At 67.5% G+C, this 16,471-nt stretch carries 12 protein-coding genes, 1 tRNA gene and 1 pseudogene; 4 read left to right on the forward strand and 10 right to left on the reverse strand.

The window, feature by feature from the left end; translation table 11 throughout:
• Positions 1-82 precede the first annotated feature (82 nt).
• From S2M10_RS20035 to S2M10_RS20070, 8 genes are all read right to left on the reverse strand, one after another.
• Complete coding sequence (locus tag S2M10_RS20035) at positions 83-1,618, reverse strand: beta-xylosidase (RefSeq protein ID WP_247650935.1); 1,536 nt, start codon at positions 1,616-1,618, stop codon at positions 83-85.
• A 79-nt stretch (positions 1,619-1,697) separates the two neighbouring features.
• Positions 1,698-3,197 (reverse strand): tryptophan halogenase family protein, encoded by a 1,500-nt coding sequence (locus S2M10_RS20040; protein ID WP_168847645.1) that lies wholly within the window; start codon positions 3,195-3,197, stop codon positions 1,698-1,700.
• Positions 3,198-3,307: 110 nt separating this feature from the next.
• On the reverse strand, positions 3,308-6,388 hold the full coding sequence (locus S2M10_RS20045; RefSeq protein ID WP_348770643.1) for a TonB-dependent receptor: 3,081 nt from the start codon (positions 6,386-6,388) through the stop codon (positions 3,308-3,310).
• A 214-nt stretch (positions 6,389-6,602) separates the two neighbouring features.
• Positions 6,603-7,421 carry a GDSL-type esterase/lipase family protein gene (locus tag S2M10_RS20050; RefSeq protein WP_168847647.1) on the reverse strand — a complete coding sequence of 273 codons (819 nt, stop codon included), beginning with the start codon at positions 7,419-7,421 and terminating at the stop codon, positions 6,603-6,605.
• A gap of 141 nt (positions 7,422-7,562) precedes the next feature.
• Positions 7,563-7,639, reverse strand: a tRNA-Trp gene (locus tag S2M10_RS20055).
• A 143-nt stretch (positions 7,640-7,782) separates the two neighbouring features.
• Positions 7,783-8,331, reverse strand: coding sequence for an FxDxF family PEP-CTERM protein (locus S2M10_RS20060; protein ID WP_168847648.1), 549 nt, complete (start codon positions 8,329-8,331; stop codon positions 7,783-7,785).
• A gap of 121 nt (positions 8,332-8,452) precedes the next feature.
• Entirely contained in the window at positions 8,453-10,789 is a 2,337-nt protein-coding gene (locus S2M10_RS20065; RefSeq protein WP_168847649.1) for an EAL domain-containing protein, read from the reverse strand.
• A gap of 169 nt (positions 10,790-10,958) precedes the next feature.
• The gene (locus S2M10_RS20070) at positions 10,959-12,725 is read right to left on the reverse strand and encodes a fatty acyl-AMP ligase (RefSeq protein ID WP_168847650.1); all 1,767 of its coding nucleotides are present in this window, start codon (positions 12,723-12,725) and stop codon (positions 10,959-10,961) included.
• 122 nt (positions 12,726-12,847) lie between these two features.
• Here S2M10_RS20070 and S2M10_RS20075 point away from each other — a divergent pair, with 122 nt between their 5' ends.
• From S2M10_RS20075 to S2M10_RS22830, 4 genes and pseudogenes are all read left to right on the forward strand, one after another.
• The gene (locus S2M10_RS20075) at positions 12,848-13,390 is read left to right on the forward strand and encodes a RecX family transcriptional regulator (protein WP_168847651.1); all 543 of its coding nucleotides are present in this window, start codon (positions 12,848-12,850) and stop codon (positions 13,388-13,390) included.
• Positions 13,391-13,537: 147 nt separating this feature from the next.
• The gene (locus S2M10_RS20080) at positions 13,538-14,041 is read left to right on the forward strand and encodes a cold shock protein (protein WP_247650929.1); all 504 of its coding nucleotides are present in this window, start codon (positions 13,538-13,540) and stop codon (positions 14,039-14,041) included.
• Positions 14,042-14,122: 81 nt separating this feature from the next.
• Complete coding sequence (locus S2M10_RS20085; protein ID WP_168847653.1) at positions 14,123-14,515, forward strand: NADH:ubiquinone oxidoreductase subunit NDUFA12; 393 nt, start codon at positions 14,123-14,125, stop codon at positions 14,513-14,515.
• A gap of 182 nt (positions 14,516-14,697) precedes the next feature.
• Positions 14,698-15,036 (forward strand): annotated as a pseudogene (locus S2M10_RS22830) (DUF2155 domain-containing protein); the annotation flags it as partial.
• Here S2M10_RS22830 and aat read toward each other — a convergent pair.
• Positions 14,970-15,716: a leucyl/phenylalanyl-tRNA--protein transferase gene (aat, locus tag S2M10_RS22835; protein ID WP_168847654.1), complete on the reverse strand. Its 747-nt coding sequence runs from the start codon at positions 15,714-15,716 to the stop codon at positions 14,970-14,972. The pseudogene S2M10_RS22830 and the gene aat sit on opposite strands and share 67 nt — an antisense overlap.
• Positions 15,716-16,456, reverse strand: a complete 741-nt coding sequence (locus S2M10_RS20100; protein WP_168847655.1) for a ParA family protein — start codon at positions 16,454-16,456, stop codon at positions 15,716-15,718. The genes aat and S2M10_RS20100 overlap by 1 nt, the downstream gene beginning before the upstream one ends.
• Positions 16,457-16,471: the final 15 nt, after the last annotated feature.

A 16,471-nucleotide genomic window follows, 5' to 3' on the forward strand; every position in this document is an offset into this window, starting at 1 on the left:
CAAACGGCGAGCCGAGCGCCACGCCCCCCGATCTGCGGATCGCGAGGGAGCGTGGCGCGGGGACGGCCGGAAGCATGCGTCGTCAGCGCCGGGCGGGTTCCAGCCGGAGCAGCAGCACGTCGTTGGTCTGGAGCGGCAGCTTGACGGTCAGCGTGCCGCTCCTGGGCACGGTCACGGTCTCGTCGCGCTCGGGGAGGTCGCGAGTGAGCTGCTGGAGCTGCGCGACCTGCGCGTCGCTCAGCGCCTTGGGCATCTGCCAGTCGATATAGGTCGAAAAGGCATCGTTGTGGCGATAGCCGGTGCGGAACAGGCGCAGCGTGTAGGTCCCCGGTCGCAGATGCGCGAGCTGGACGGACGCGGGCGCCTCCGCCTTTGCAGGCACCAGCTTGCCGTAGAAGGAGCGGTTGCTCACCGGCTGTTGGGGCTGGTGCCAGTCCCACAGCACGAGCGAAAGCTTGGCGCCGTCGACCGCGGCGATGCTGTGCGCGTCGCCGGTGGGGACTTCGCGGCCCTGGAGCGCGTTGAGATATTTGTAGGCGAACCAGGCGGGCTTGCGGATGCCCTGCGGGTTCATCAGCCCGAAGCCGCCCTCGAACGGCGCGGTGGGCGGGCCCGGCTCCTCGAACAGGTCGCTGAACGTCCAGTAGCTCATGCCCTGGACGACGCCGTGCACGGCCTTGAGCTTGGTGAGGATATAGGCCGCGCTGACATAGGAATCATGGACCAGGTCGCGCGGCGTGTAGCTGGTGCTCCACTCGGTGAAATAGAGCGGCAGGTTCGGAAAGGGCGAGGCGGCGATCTCCCGGCGCACCTTGCGCACGTCGCCGACGATCGCGTCGGGCGAGGGGGAGAGCTTGGTATCCTGCTTGCCCTGCTCGTCGAGGAAGCCGCCGTCGACGCCGTAGGTGTGCGTGGTGACGAAATCGACCGGGGTGCCGCGCTTGTGCATGTCGGCAAGGAATTCGGGCACCCAGGCGGCGCCGGCGGTGGAGGGGCCGCCCACCCGCAGCGTGGGGTCCACCGCCTTGATCGCGCGGGCGCTGACATCGTACAGGTCGAAATAGGCCTTCTGGTCGGCCTTTTCCCAGAAGCCGTCGAGATTGGGCTCGTTCCACACCTCAAAGAACCAGCTGCGCACCTCGTCGCGGCCATAGCGCTGCTGCGCATGGCGGACAAAGGCGGTGATCAGGTCGCGCCAGCCGCCGAGCTCGGGGTGCGAGGTATTGCCCTTCCAGTAGAAGATCGAATTGTCCGACGTCTTCAGCGCCTCCGGGGTGAAGCCGAGTTCGACGAACGGCTTGAGCCCCCGCGCCAGCAGCTTGTCGTACAGCGCGTCGATGCCGCGCCAGTCGTAGACGAGCGTGCCGTTCTCGCGCTTCACCGTGCCGAGCACGTCGTGGAACAGCGCGTGGAAGCGGACATAGCGGAAGCCGAGCTCGTCACGGGTGGTGCGCAGCTGCGCCATCGAATCGTCGCGGCGGAGCGTGCCGGGATAATCCGAGCCGATCGACAGATCGAAGAATCGGTCGACCGGCGCCGCGGCGGTGGCGACGTCGACGCGGACGGTGCGGGTGGGCGCCTGGGCGGCTGCCTGCAAGGGCGCGAGCGCGAGCAGCAGGCCGCCGAGTGCGATCGGCAATGCGTAGTGGGTCAAGACATCTTCTCCTGGCGTTCGGATCGGTACAGCGCGGGCGGCTTCACGCGGCATCAGCCCGGCAGGTTTTCTCGACCAAATGGTCATGCGCGGGCAAGCGAGGGAGCGCGGCTTCCAGCACCGCGCGGCGCTGCGCGAACAGCTGCGCCAGCGCGTCGAGCGGCGGTCGGTCGGCGCTGGGCTCATGATGACGCGGGATCCGCCCCTGGCCGAGCAGCACCGCCACCCAGCTTGCCTCCGCGTGCGACTCCCGGTCGTACAGCGGCACCCGCCCCATCGCGTCCCAAAGCGCCAGCTTGTGCGCGAGGCTGTCCGGCAGCGTCATCGCCGCCATGTCGCGCCAGAAGGGCTCCGGACGCCGGCTGATGCAATAATGGGCGATCAGGAAATCACGGATCCGCTCATATTGGCCGATCGTCTTGCGGTTATATTCGGCGACGATGGCGGGATCGGCGCGCCCGGTGCCCGGCAGCAATTCCACCAGGTCGACGAGCCCGGTCTGCACCAGCTGGAGGCTGGTGGATTCGAGCGGTTCCATGAACCCCGCCGCCAGACCGATCGCGACGACATTGTGGGCCCAGAAACGGTCGCGCCGGCCGGTGGTGAACCGCAGCGGACGCGGATCGCCGATCGCGTCTCCATCGAGGTTCGCCGCGAGCCGCGCGGCGGCTTCGTCGTCCGACAGATAGGCGCTGCTGTACACCAGCCCGTTCCCGGTGCGGTGCTGAAGCGGGATGCGCCATTGCCAGCCGACGGCATGCGCGGTGGAGCGCGTGAAGGGCGTGAAGCGGCCGGCGCGCGCGCAGCCCTGCGCCAGCGCGCGATCGGCGGGCAGCCAGCGCGACCAATCGACGAACGGCGTATCGAGCGCCTGGCCCAGCAGGCGGCTGGCGAAGCCGGTGCAGTCGATGAACAGGTCCCCCGCAAGCCGACGCTCGCCTTCGAGCAGAAGGGCGGTCAGATCGCCGCTCTCGGGGTCGCGCTCGGCGGTGACGATGCGCCCTTCGACGCGGGTTACGCCGCGTGCCTCGGCATAATCGCGCAGCAGGCGGGCGTAGAGGCCGGCGTCGAAATGATAGGCATAGCTATATTCGGCAGCTTCGCCGCGCAGCGCCTCGGGCGGCGCGAAGCGATCCTGGCCTGCCGCACGGGCCGGCATCGACCAGGCGTCGATCGGCTTTGCGATGCGACCGGCGGCGCGCAACCGGTGCCAGTGATGGTGCGGCGCGACTCCCTCGATCGGCGGGCCGAAATCGCCGAAGCCGTGGAAGTGGCGATTGCCGGTTTCGCCCCAGTCGACGAACTCGATACCGAGCTTGAAGCTGCCTTGCGTTGCGGCGACGAAATCGGGCTCGTGCAGGCCTAGCAGCCGGTTGAAATGCTGGAGGATGGGGATGGTCGCCTCGCCCACCCCGATCGTGCCGATCGCATCGGATTCGACCAGCGTAATGCGCGTGTCCGGTGCCGGCCGCAGCCGAGCAAACAACGCCGCGGCCATCCAGCCCGCGCTGCCGCCGCCCGCGATGATGATGTGCTGCGCCACGTGTACGTTGGTCCCGAGCTGCCGTGTGTCGGCCAGCCTAGGCGGGTTCGGCCGACAAAGAAATGCGCCCCCGAAGGCCTTGCGGCGTCCGGGGGCGGAGGTGGAGGAAGTTAGAAGACCGAGCGGACCAGGAAGGCGAAGCGCCGGTCCGTATCCGTCCAGCTGTAGCGCGGCTTGAGATCCGGATCGCCCACGTCGAGGAAGGTCCGCGAGTTGAGCAGGTTGGTGCCCTGCACGCCGATCTTCACATGGCGCGTGATCGAGTAGAGGATCGACGCGTCGAGCTGGCCGTAGGACTCCGACCAGACCGGGAAGTTGATGTTCGCGGCCGAGGTCGTCAGCAGATAGTTCGAACGCCAGTTGTAGGCGGCGCGCGCCGAGATGCCGTACTTCTCGTAGATCAGGGCTGCGTTGTACGAGTATTTGGACAGGCCCTCGAGCGGCAGTTCCTTGCCCGCGCCGGCGGTCTGGTTGGCGTCGAACACGTTGATCGCCGTGTTCCTGCCGCCCGACGAATCGACGATGGTGTAGTTGCCCTGGAAGCCCAGGCCCGACAGCGCACCCGGCAGCATGTCGAAGAACTGCGTGTAGCTGAACTCGACGCCCTTGATCTTGCCGCTGGAGCCGTTGGTCAGCTGCGTGACGTCGAAGGTGAGCGTCTGGCCGTTGCTGGTGAACTGGCGCTCGGTGGTGCCGGCGAAGATATAGTTGCTGATGTCCTTGTAGAAGGCTGCGACGGTGATGCTGTTGGCGCGCCCGAAATACCATTCGAGGCTGGCATCGAACTGGTTGGAACGCGTCGGCTTCAGGTTCGGATTGCCCGCGGTGCCGGTGAACGGCGTGATGCGGCCGTTGATCCCGGTGCCCGTCGCCACCGCCGCATCGGGCGTGCTCGCGAAGTTGTAGCCCAGCTGCACATAGGGGTTGAGCTGCGCGAAGGTGGGACGCGAGATCGCCTTGCCCGCGGCGAGGCGGAGCTGAAGATTGTCCTTCACGAAGAAGCGCAGGTTCAGCGTCGGCAGCACGTCGGTATAGGCGTTGCTGGCGCTGGTGGTCACGCCCAGCGAGCCCTGGGCAAATGCCTGCGCCGAGGTGAAGGTCGCGCAGTCGGCGGCGGTGGTCGGCTGGCCGTCGCGCGGGCCGCCGACGATGGTGGTGCCCGGAACGCAGGTGCCGCTCGGATAGGCGGGCAGCGAAGCACCCGAGCCGACTGCCGAGATCTCGGTACGGATCACGCGCACGCCGATATTGCCGTCGAAATGGCCGATCGGGCTGGTGTCCATGCCGAAGCGCGCGACCAGATAGCCGGCATAGGTGCGCTCGGTCTGGTCGTTGACGCCGCCGCCCGACAGGCCGGAGACGCTGACGTCGCTGTTATAGGGGCGCCAGCTCTTGCTCACATATTGCAGATAGTCGGCATAGGCCGCCGCGGGGCTGCGCTCGACGAGGCCGGCCGAGGGGAACCAGAAGCCGGCGCCCGGCGACGCCACCTTACCGCGGAAGAAGTTGTTGTAGTTGATCAGCTGCGTCTGGCTGGGCAGGCCGGGGTTCTGCGCACCGCCGGCAAAGCCGGTGGGCGGCGTGGTGGGAGCAAATCCGGTCTGGGTCAGATAGACCGGCGTGCCGGGATCCCAATACTGCGCCGAAAGTTCGCCCCAGTTGTAGCCGGTCTGGCGGGTGATGGCGTTGCGGTCGGTGTAGCGGCCGCCAACCTTGAGCGAGCGCAGGAAGCCTTCGTCGAACTTGTATTCGACATCGGCGCGACCCGACCATTCCTGCGCTTCATTGTCTTCCAGATGGTCCATCGCCGCGGCCCACCAATAGTCGCTCTGGTTGGTCAGCGAGCCGCCCGAGGTGGTCGGCGAAATCACCAGCTTGGGATCGTCCCCGCTGAAGTTGAAGTCGAACGTCGCCGGCGTATTGGTCTGCGTGAACACCGTCATGCTGCTCACCTGCGCCGTCGACTTCACATATTGCAGGTCGCCGGTCACGGTCCAGTGCGTGTCGGGAGTCCAGCGCAGGTTGCCGGAGAAATCCTGGGTGCGCTTGCGCTGGTAGCCCGAACGCGTGTCGAGGTTGAGCTGGCGATTGGCGATGACGCCGGACACGAGCTCGTTGTTCGGGCCGAACTTGTAGGAGGGGTCGTCGGTCGGCGGGGTGCCGTTGTCGCCGATCGCATATTCGATGTCGCGCGGCGTCGCCTGGGCGATCAGCGCCTCGGCGGTGAAGGTCAGCGTGTCGCTCGGCTTCCACTGGAACGAGCCGTCGAACGCGGTACGCTTCTGCTGCCAATCGATGCGGCGCAGGCCCATATTGGCGGGGATATAGACGTTGCTGCCCGCGGGCAGGCCGCCCTGCGCGGCGGTCAGCGTGCCGCGATCATAGCGACCGTTGGAGATGCTGTCCGTACGGTTGCCGATGTTGTTGATCGAGTAGCTGAGCAGCAGGCCCATCTCGCCGAGCGGGGTGTTCCAGCGGCCGCTGGCGAGGCCGTTGCCCGACCAATAGGCCTTCTTGCGCAGATCGGCATAGTTGACGTCGCCCGACAGCGCGAAGACATAGCCCGGCGCGTCGAAGGGCTTGCGGGTGCGCAGGTTGACGATGCCGCCGATGCCGCCTTCGACCAGATCGGCCGAGGGGTTCTTGAACACGTCGACACCGACCAGCAGGTCCGACGAGACGTCCTCGAACGACAGGCCGCGACCGTTGTTCGCCGAGAAGACGTCGCGGCCGTTGAGCTCCGAACGGACCCAGGACAGGCCGCGGACGAAGACGCCGCCGCCTTCGGACGAGAGACGCGCGGGGTCGCGATTTTCGTTGGTGCGCTGGAGCGTCACGCCCGGCACGCGCTGCAGCGCTTCGGAGACCGAGCGGTCGGGCAGGGCGCCGATGTCCTGCGCGGTGATCGAGTCGACGACCTGTTCGGCGTCGCGCTTGCGGTTGCGCGCGCTCTGCAGCGAGGCGCGGATGCCGGTGACGACGATCGCCTGGGTGTCGTCGACCTGCGTGCCGTCGGTCTGGCCGTCGCCGGTCTGAGTGGCGGACTCGCTGCCCTGCGGCGCGGCCGCTGCCGTCTGGGCGAGCGCGGCGCCCGGCACGCTCAGCAGTGACAACGTTGCCAGCGAAGCGCCGGCGCGCAGCCAAGCGGTGATCGACGACTCATGCGAAGATGATGTGAAGCGGTTGGTCACTAGTCCCCTCCCTCGGCGCGCATTGCGCTCGGTGCAGATGATGAAGCCGGGGCGCTTCATCCAAGGGCGACCACACGGCAGTGCCGGTGTGATCCCGGCATCCGATGTTTGCGCTACCATCGCGTCCGATTTATCGCAACAATTATGTGAAACTGTGGTTCAGGAATAAAAGTGCGTTAGCGTTAACAGGTGATAACGTCATAAAACCAATAGTTTAGTGATTGCCACTCAACGCGGCAGCGATCGCGCGCGAGGCCACCGGTGCCATTCTGGCATAGCCCGCCGGGAGGGGGTGGATGCCGTCGCGCGTGAATGCCGCGCCCATCCTTCCGGCGCTGTCGGCAAGCACCGCGTCATAATCGGCAAAGGCGAAGCCTCGGCGCGCGGCGAGGGCGCGGAGTCGTGCGTTGATCGCGCGCAGCTCGTCGGGCTTGCGTTCCTCCACCACCGCCCGGGCGGCCTCGGTATAGTTGTTCACCGGCAGGATCGCGCACAGCACCACGGCGATGCCATGGGCGTGCGCGATGTCTGCCATCGCCTCGATATTGGCGACGATCGACTCGGCACTTTCGATCTGCAGGAAGCCGGTCACGTCGTTGACGCCGGCGAGGATCACCACGGCGCTTGGGTGCAGCGCGACGACGTCCTGCTGGAAGCGGACGAGCATCTGCGCGGTGACCTGGCTGCCGATGCCGCGATTGACATAGGGCTTGCCCGGGAAGCTCTTCGCGAGATCCCAGCCATCGGTGATCGAGTCGCCCAAAAAGACGACGCGTTGCTCGCCCTTGCGCGGCGGCGGCAGTGCGGCATTGGCAGCGGCGTAGAGATAGCGCTCGCCGAAATCCTGCATCATGCTGGGCACCAGCCTGGCGCGGAACGGCCCGAGCCAGCGGCCCCAGTCGCGGGTGTCCTCTACGGTGCGGCGTTCCGGGCTGGAACGATAGGGCGGGTCGCGCTCGGCGGCGGCGGCGAGCAGCAGCGCTGCGGCCGCGAGGCTGGCGACGGCGTGCAGCCGGATGCGTTGACAGGGCATGATCCCTCCTCCCGATGGTGCGGGCGCTATCGCAGCGCGGGTTTGCCGATGAAAGCGGTTTTCGCGGACAAATGCCAGGTGCGTGCGGAGGGAGCGCGGCGATGCAGCGCGCGGTAAGATGCGGCGATGGTGGGAAGTCCGTGGCAGGGGAGCTCGGATTCGAACCGAGGGCCTTCGGTTTTGGAGACCGACGCTCTAACCAGCTGAGCTACACCCCTGTGCGGTCCGCCCCTTTATCGGCCGATTCCGCTTCGGGCAAGAGCCAAGATGCGCGCGGCAGGCATTGCGGGGCCAAAAAGAAAGCGCCGCCACGATCTTCGTGACGGCGCCCCCTCTGCAACGGCGAGGATGATTTTTTGTTTTAGGCGTTCGCGTAGGTGACGCGCGTGCGGCGCGCGCGGCGCATGGCTGCACCGGCCAGGCCGAAGCCGCCGATCATCATGCCCCAGGCAGCCGGCTCGGGCACGCCCGACGGGACGAACACGCCCTGGCCGCCGTACGAACCATTGCCGCGCGAGAAGCCGTTGATGGTGATTTCGTTCTGCACGCCCGCGGTGATCGGCACCGAGTTGGCGAAGACGAACTCGTTCAGGCCGCTGCCGAAGAAGCCGGTCAGCTGCACGCCGTTGAAGAAGACCGACTTGAGGTCGAGGTCGTTCGCGCCGTTCAGCGTCACGGCGCTGGTGATCAGCGAACCGCTCGCCAGACCGTTGGTCGGCAGGGTGAACTGGTAGATGTGGGTGAAGTTGCCGGCAGAAATGCCCGACTGGCCGAAGCTGGTCGAGATCGAGCCATCTGCGGCAAGCGCGATGTTCATGTCAGACGGACCGAAATAGGTCTGGGCCTGGGCAGGTGCGACAGCGACAAGCGCTGCGGCGGTGGCAGCCGCCGCCATAAGCGTACGATACATTCGGGGTGTCTCCCTTAACGGCAAGTGAACCATTGCAGTGCAGGCGAGACCCTTGGCGAGTTCCAAAGTTCCGAGTGAAAAAAAGGGCTTATGTCCCAATCCGGGAACAGGTCACCGCAACTCACGCACGGACGCGGGTCGTTTCGTTACCGTTTCGCGACACTATCATCCGGGCTTCCTGCACCGGCAGCGGCCGACCGAAGTAATAGCCCTGCGCACGCGTGCACCCGAGCGCCTGGACCATCTCGTGCTCCTGCTCGGTTTCCACCCCTTCGGCGGTGGTCGCCATGCCCAGGCTTTCAGCGAGCGCAACCACCGCCCGGATGATCGCGATTGCCTCGCGCGTGCCCCGCGCGGCGTTCTGGACGAAGCTGCGGTCGATCTTGATCGCGTTGAAGCGGGTATGGGCGAGATAGCCGAGCGACGAATAGCCGGTGCCGAAATCGTCGAGGCTGAGGCGGACGCCGAGATCGAGGATCTGCTCAAGCACGCTCACCGCCCCGGTGCCTTCGCGCAGGAAGACGCTTTCGGTCACTTCCAGTTCGAGCCGGTCGGCGGGCAGGCCGGAGGCGGCGAGCGCCTGGGCCACGAGCGTGGCGAAGCTGGGGTTGTGAAGCTGCTCGGAGCTGACGTTGATCGCGACACGGGCGGGAACCTCCCAGCGCGCGGCTTCGTGGCAAGCGGTGCGCAGCACCCATTCGCCGATCGCGCCGATCAGCCGTGCCTCTTCCGCCAGCGGGATGAACTTGGAGGGCGGGATGCTGCCGAGTTCGGGATGGGTCCAGCGGAGCAGCGCCTCGAAGCCGAGCAGACCGCCCGTGCGGGCGTTGACCACCGGCTGATAGGCCAGCTGCATCTGGCCCTTCTCCACCGCGGCGCGCAGGGCGATCTCCAGCACGCGGCGCTCCTCGGCGGCGACGTGAAGCTGGGGCTCATAGGCGTGGAACACGCCGCCGCCTTTGTCCTTGGAGCGATACAGCGCGAGATCGGCCGAGCGGACCAGCGTCTCGGCGGTGCGGCCGTCGCGCGGCGCCAGCGCCAGGCCGACCGAAGCGCCGATGTAGAGGGTGTGCTGGTCCAGCTCATAGGGCCGCGAGATCGTGTCGATGATCGATTGGGCGAGCGCCTCCACGCGTGCGGTGTCGCGCGCGTCGCGGACCACGACGGCGAATTCGTCGCCCCCGAGGCGGCCGATCATCTCGGTCTCGCTGACCAGCCCGCGCAGGCGGCGCGCGACCCGCTGCAACAGGCGATCGCCGACCGGGTGGCCCAGCGTGTCGTTGACCGCCTTGAAGCGATCGAGATCGATCATCATGAAGGCGCAGCGCGCGCCCCATTTGTCCGCCTCCGCCATCGCGCTGGCCAGCGCCTCGTTGATGTGCAGGCGGTTGGGCAGGCCGGTCAGCGTGTCGAACCGGGCCATGCGGTAGATCTGCTCGGTCGCCCGGCGTTGCTCGGTCACGTCCGAGCTGACGCCGCGAAACCCGGCAAAGGCGCCGCGCTCATCGAACTTGGGGCTGGCGGACATTTGCCACCAGCGTCGGTCGCCCTCGACGTCGATCGGGATCGAGAGGTCGGCGAAGGGCTCGCGGCGTTTCAGCTTCTCGGCGAGATCATGGAGTTCGGCGGTGAACTGCCCGCTCTCCCAGCCGGCGCCGGCGAGCAGCTGGAGGAAAGGCATGCCGCCGAGCATGCCGGGGTCGAGCCCCAGTGATGCCGCGAGGCGGGGGCTGGCGCGGACGACGCGGCGCTGGGCGTCCAGTTCCCACAGCCAGTCCGATCCGGCGTCCTCGAACTCGCGGAGCAGCAGGCTGACCGTCTGGTCGCGTTCGGCCAGCGCGATCTGGTTGGCACGCAGCAGCACCAGCGCGCGGGCGCTGCTGAAGCTTGCGACGGCGACCAGCAGCACCAGAAAGGCGGCGGCAACGGCGAGGAAGGGGGCGCCTACCAGGACCAGCGTGGCGATGGAGGCGCTGCCCAGCATGGCGATGAAGGTGAGGCTGGCGAGCGGCAGCGCACCCATCGTCATCGCCGAGGCGATGACGACGATCGTCGTGGCCGCCCACAGATCCAGGCTGGCCCGCGCGGTGGCGACCGCACCGAAGGCGAGCGGCAGGATGATCCAGGCGAGCCCCATGACCACGCCCTCGGTCGCGGTGCGGCGGATCTCGGCCAGCGTCGCGGTGAGCACGTCCCGGTCCTGCCAGCCGAGGCGGCGCAGCGTCACCCAGAGCGCGGCGCCCAGCGTCAATGCCATCCAGCAGAAGAGCATGGTGTGGGATGCCAGCGGGGCAAGCGCCAGTGCGGCCAGCGCGGCGGCACCGACATGGGCCGAGAAGAACAGCAGGGCGGTGCGCCGCCCCGCCTCGAGCTGCGCGGCGCGCATGCGCGGCCAGTCGATCGCATCGCCGGGGTCACTCAGCCCGAGCAGCGCCCGCGTATCGACTCGCGGCTTCATCAACGGGGTCGTGGAAGAGCTGCTCACCCCGGCTTCATAGCGGGAGCTGGTTAGCGAGAGGTTAGGGTGATGCGAAAATGGAGGTGAATAGGTCCATTATCGCGGCACGCCCCCCATTTTTGAGGGGGGCGGGGCATCCGGCCGGGCGCGGGGCCCGGCCGAAAACCTGTCAGGCGGCGATCGCGTAGGGCTTGATCTCGCCGTTCAGATAGAGGTTGCGCGCCTTGGCGCGGCTGAGCTTGCCCGAGCTGGTGCGCGGCAGCGTGCGGGGCGGGACGAGTTCGACCACGCAGTTCATGCCCGTGACCGAGCGGACGCGCTCACGGATCTCGTCGCGCAGCCGCAGCCGCTCCTGCTCGTCCGAGGTACGGCACTGGACCAGCACCGCCGGGGTTTCCTCGCCGCCGGGGGTGGTGATCGCGAAGGCGGCGATGTCGCCCTGCTTGAAGCCGGGCAGCTGCTCCACCGCCCATTCGATGTCCTGCGGCCAGTGGTTCTTGCCGTTGACGATGATCATGTCCTTGGCGCGGCCGACGATGTAGATATAGCCGTCCGACATATAGCCCATGTCGCCGGTATCCAGCCAGCCATCGGCCATGCACGCCTCGGTGGCCGCGTCGTCGCGGAAATAGCCGACCATCACCGACGGGCCCTTGCACCAGACCTTGCCGATCGCCTTTTCGGGAAGCGGCGTGCCGTCTTCCTCGCGAACCTCGATCGCCATGTCGCGCACCGGCTTGCCGCAGTTGACGACCGCGCGGTAGCGCTGCGGGCGATCGGCGCGGGCGGTGCCGCCGGAGAGCTGGGTCTCCTCGACCAGCTCGACGACGATGCCTTCGCCCGGCGGCATGATCGAGACCGCCAGCGTCGCCTCGGCCAGGCCGTAGCTCGGCATAAAGGCGGTCGCCTTGAAGCCGGCATCGGCGAAGGCGTCGACGAAGCGCTGCATCACGTCCGGGCGGATCATGTCGGCGCCGTTGCCGGCGATGCGCCAGCGGGCGAGATCGAAGCGGTCGCTCGCCTTGGTCTGGCTCGACATGCGGCGCGCGCAGATATCGTAGCCGAAGGTCGGCGAATAGGAGATGCTGTTGCCTTCGTTGCGGCTGATCAGGTCCAGCCAGGCCAGCGGGCGCCGGGCGAAATCCTCGGTCTTCATGTAATCGGTCGAGACCTGGTTCGCGATCGGCGACAGGAAGCAGCCGACCAGCCCCATGTCATGGTACCAGGGCAGCCAGGAAATGCAGCGATCGGCGTCGACCAGCTCCATCCCGTGGCTGTGCGCCGCGAGATTGTTGAGCAGCGCGTGGTGGGTGATCGCGACGCCGTGCGGGAAGCGCGTCGAGCCGCTGGAATATTGCAGGTACGCGATGTCGTCCGGCTTGGCCTGCGGCAGCGGCGCCTCGGGTGCCGGATTGGCCGAGAAGGCGGTCCAGTCGGTCGCGGCAACCTCGGTCAGCCGCGCGGCCTCGGCGCACATGCTGCCGATTTCGGGCGGATAGATCAGCAGGCTGGGGTCGCAGCTTTCCAGCTGGACGCGGAGCTGATCGATATAGGACTGCGCGCCGCCGAAGCTGGTCGGCAGCGGCAGCGGCACCGGCCAGGCGCCCGCATAGATCACGCCGAAGAACAGCGACGCGAATTCCGGGCCGGTCTCCGCGATCAGCGCGATGCGATCCTCCGGCTGCACGCCGGCGGCGATCAGGCGGCGTGCCTGGTCGAGCGCGTCGGCGCGCAGTTCGGCGAAGCGATAGGGCCGCACCAGCTTGCCCCGCGCGTCGTGGAAGTTCAGTCCGCGCGCACCCTGCGCCGCGTAATCGAGCGCACCGCCCAGCGTTTCGAAGTCAGCGAAACGGCGCGGGAGACGGTCTTGCGTGGGCGTGGGCGTAAGCGCTGCCATATCCACTGTTTCGAGCGATCCCGTTTCGTCCAATACCATTCTTTTTCTCATGCCCCTGTGAGGTAGCAGGTCGTTGTGCCCCCACAACGCAATTTTTCCATATGCGCTCTGCTACGCAGTATCGTTCAAAATCGGTTGGCAGTGTGGCACAATCAAGGCGCATGCCCGAACCGTCCCGTTCCAAGCCACCGCTCGTCGCCGCCGATCTCGATCGGCTGGCGCTGCGCTATGTCGAGCGCTTCGCCACCACACGCGCGCGCCTCGCTGCCTATCTCGCCCGCAAGCTGCGCGAGCGGGGCTGGGAAGGGGAGAGTGCGCCCGATCCCATGGCCGTCGCCGAACGCATGGCGGCACGTGGCTATGTCGACGATCGCGGCTTTGCCGAAGCGCGGGTGCGATCGATGGGGCGCCGGGGGCTGGGCGCGCGACGCGTCGAGATGGCGTTGCGCCATGACGGCATCGACGCGGCGGACAGCGCCGCGATGGCCGAGACGATCGAGGCCGACGCGTTCAAAAACGCGCTCATTTTCGCGCGTCGCCGCCGATTCGGACCTTTCGCCGCTTCGGCACCGGATCGCGATCTTCGCAAAAAGCAAGTCGCCGCATTTTTACGGGCGGGCCATCCGCCTGAGATTGTGCATAGAATATTGCAGATGCAACCTGGAGAGGAGCCGGATGACCTGCCCGCGGCGGGACATTCCTAATCGCACAAAGCGATTCCCCTCTACGGTAATGCTGTGTTAATGTTGCTGGCTTGGGGGATAACGATAATGCGTGCTGAGCAACAGCTAGCGTCTGAACACTATCCGATCGCGTCCGAAGGTGAGGCTCGGTTCGACGGCGATTCCGCCATGGACGAACGGCTGTATCGTGGCGTCATCAAATGGTTCGATGTGACGCGTGGTTTCGGATTTCTGGTCGCGGACGATCCTAGCGTCGGCGATATTCTGATCCATTTCTCGGTCCTGCAGGACCATGGCCGGCGCAGCGTTCCGGAAGGGGCGCGGATCGAGTGCGTGGCGGTGCAGCGGCAGCGGGGGCTGCAGGCAAAGTCCGTCCTGTCGATCGACCTCACCACCGCCGTGGAGCCGGTGAAGCGTCCGACCGAGCGGGTGGAGCGGCTGAAGCTGATCGGCGAGGCCGGGCCGTTCGAACCGGTGTCGGTCAAATGGTTCAACCGCCTGAAGGGCTACGGCTTTCTGGTGCGCACCAGCGATACCGCCGATGTCTTCGTCCATATGGAGACGCTTCGCCGCGCCGCGGTGGAGGAGGTGGAGCCCGGCCAGCCGCTGCGCGCGCGCATCGTCGATGGCGAGAAGGGCCCCTTGGCGGTCGCGGTCGAACGGCCGCTCTGAGCGGCGGGCGCCGGGCGGCATTTTCGCTGCCCGCATCGGAACAGTTGCCGAGCGACGCGCTTGGCGGTATCGGGCACGGCCATGGGACTTCCTTTTCCGATCTTCACCTGGTGGAACGGCGCCACGTTCGGCACTCGCATGGGACTGCGCGGCAAGAAGCGCATCGGCGAGGACTCGCTCGGTAACCTCTATTTCGAGGGCGGGCGCGATCCCAACGGCATTCCGCGCCGCTGGGTGATCTACAAGGGGTCCAACGACGCCAGCCGCATTCCGCCGGAATGGTTCAGCTGGCTGCACCACCAGATCGACGGCGCGCCCGACGAATCGCTGCCGCCGGTGCGGGTGTGGGAAAAGCCCGCCGAGCCGAACCTGACCGGCACCGAACTGGCCTATCGTCCGCCGGGTGCGCTCGAAAAGGGCGCGCGCCGCGTGAAGGCCACCGGCGATTACGAGGCGTGGACGCCCGACGCATGAGGGCTGCGGCGGCGCTGCTCGCGCTCGCGCTGGCCGGTTGTTCGGGTAGCGGGGGCGGCAACGCTGCCGGCGGCGACAATGCCGGGGACGAGCTGGTGATCACCGGCGCCAACGAGGCGCAGGGTGTCGATACCGTCTCCGTCGGTCCGGATGCCGCCACCGTCGACGCTGCGGCGACCCCGATGCGCGAGCGCGTCGCGGTGCTGGGCGTGCTCAACAAGCGCAACGGCGTGGAGCGCGAGATCACCCTCAAGCCCGGCCAGGCAGCCCGCATCGACGGGCAGGTGACCGTCCGCCTGCGCGCCTGCGAACGCACGGCTCCCTGGGAGCAGGACCGGCTGACCGGCGCCTTCGTGCAGATGGACGTGCGCCGCGAGGACCGGCGCTGGCACCGCGTCTTTTCCGGCTGGCTCTACAAGGAACAGCCGGCGCTAAACGTCGTCCAGCAGCCGATCTACGACGTCTGGCCCAAGAGCTGCGCGATGACCTTCCGCGAGAGCGGGCCGGATACGGTCCCGGCCTCCTCGCCCGGCGCATCGAGCGCGAAGAGATCGCCCGAGGCCGAGGACGGCAATGCAGTCGCCCCGGTGGACCCGGTGGAATCGCCCAGCGCCGCGGCAAGCAACGCGACATAGTCGTCGCGCGGGATCTCGATCGCGCCCAGCGAGGCGAGGTGATCGGTGATGAACTGGCAGTCGAGCAGGCGGAAGCCACCCGCCTGCAGCCGCGCGACAAGATGGACGAGCGCCACCTTCGAGGCATCGCGGACGCGGGTGACCATGGATTCCCCGAAAAAGGCGCGGCCCAGCGCCAATCCATAGAGCCCGCCGGCAAGCCGATCCCCGTCCCAGCATTCGATCGAATGGGCATGGCCGCGGTGGTGCAGCTGGATGAAGGCGCGTTCGATCACGCCGTTGATCCACGTGTCCGGCCGGTCCTGCGCGGACTCCGCGCAGAGCCGGATCATCGCGGGGAAATCGCGGTTCACGGTAACGCGGAAGCGATCCGACAGCACCACCTTGCGCAGCGACCGGGAGAGGTGGAAGCCGTCGAGCGGCAGCACGCCGCGCAGCTTGGGCTCCACCCAATAGACCGAGCCTGCGTCGCGCGCATCGGCCATCGGAAAGACGCCCATGGCATAGGCGCGCAGGATCAGTGCGGGATCGAGTTCCTTGGGCGGCTGGCGGCGATGCGCCACCATCAGCGATGGCGCTCGGCAAGCGCGCGCTCGATCGCTTGCCACAGATCGTTGAAGGCGCGCGCGCCCGCGCTGCGGGGAGCGAAGGCACCGACCGGCGCCCGCCGTACCGCGACGGATTCGACGATGCTGGCCATCGGGATCACCGGCCAGTCGGGGTGGCGTTCCAGCGCCTCCACGTGCAGCTTGCGGCGGCGATCGACCATCGCGTGCACCGGCATCAGCGGCACGCGGGCGCCGCGCTGCGCAAGGTGCGCGGCGACCTCGGCAAAGGCGCGCTGCGACAGCGGCGAGGGGACGACGGGCACGACGATCAGGTCCGCCGCGCGCATCACCTGCTCGCTCGTCTCGGTGAGGCCGGGCGGGCAATCGAGCAGGATGCGATCGAAATCTTCGGAGAGGTCGTCCAGCAGCCTGCTCAGCCGCTTCTTCTTGTCGAGCGCGTGGAACAGGTGGTCCAGCGTGCGCAGCGAAGTGTCCGCGGGCAGCAGCGCCAGCCGATCCACGGCGGTGGTGCGGATCAGCTTCTCGGCGGCGATGTCCTTGGAAAAGATCGCCTGCGCGGGATGGCGCCCGGCCTCGTCCCCGCCGAGCAGGAAGGTGGAGGCGGCCTGCGGATCGAGGTCCCACAGCAGCGTGCGGCGGGCCGAGCGCATCGCCGAGGCCCAGGCGAGGTTGATCGCCAGGGTGGTTTTCCCGACGCCGCCCTTCAGGCTGTACACCGCAATCGTCGCCACGCGCATCACCTCCTGCGCCAA

The organism is Sphingomonas sp. S2M10 (genome assembly GCF_012650175.1).
Classification (GTDB): domain Bacteria; phylum Pseudomonadota; class Alphaproteobacteria; order Sphingomonadales; family Sphingomonadaceae; genus Sphingomonas.

Coding starts and splice junctions, on each gene's coding strand:
- aat (WP_168847654.1), bottom strand. CDS start 15,716: ATGGTGGCGCATCGCCGCCAGCCGCCCAAGGAACTCGATCCCGCACTG.
- S2M10_RS20060 (WP_168847648.1), bottom strand. CDS start 8,331: ATGTATCGTACGCTTATGGCGGCGGCTGCCACCGCCGCAGCGCTTGTC.
- S2M10_RS20070 (WP_168847650.1), bottom strand. CDS start 12,725: ATGGTATTGGACGAAACGGGATCGCTCGAAACAGTGGATATGGCAGCG.
- S2M10_RS20085 (WP_168847653.1), top strand. CDS start 14,123: ATGGGACTTCCTTTTCCGATCTTCACCTGGTGGAACGGCGCCACGTTC.
- S2M10_RS20080 (WP_247650929.1), top strand. CDS start 13,538: ATGGACGAACGGCTGTATCGTGGCGTCATCAAATGGTTCGATGTGACG.
- S2M10_RS20050 (WP_168847647.1), bottom strand. CDS start 7,421: ATGCCCTGTCAACGCATCCGGCTGCACGCCGTCGCCAGCCTCGCGGCC.
- S2M10_RS20100 (WP_168847655.1), bottom strand. CDS start 16,456: ATGCGCGTGGCGACGATTGCGGTGTACAGCCTGAAGGGCGGCGTCGGG.
- S2M10_RS20065 (WP_168847649.1), bottom strand. CDS start 10,789: ATGAAGCCGCGAGTCGATACGCGGGCGCTGCTCGGGCTGAGTGACCCC.
- S2M10_RS20075 (WP_168847651.1), top strand. CDS start 12,848: ATGCCCGAACCGTCCCGTTCCAAGCCACCGCTCGTCGCCGCCGATCTC.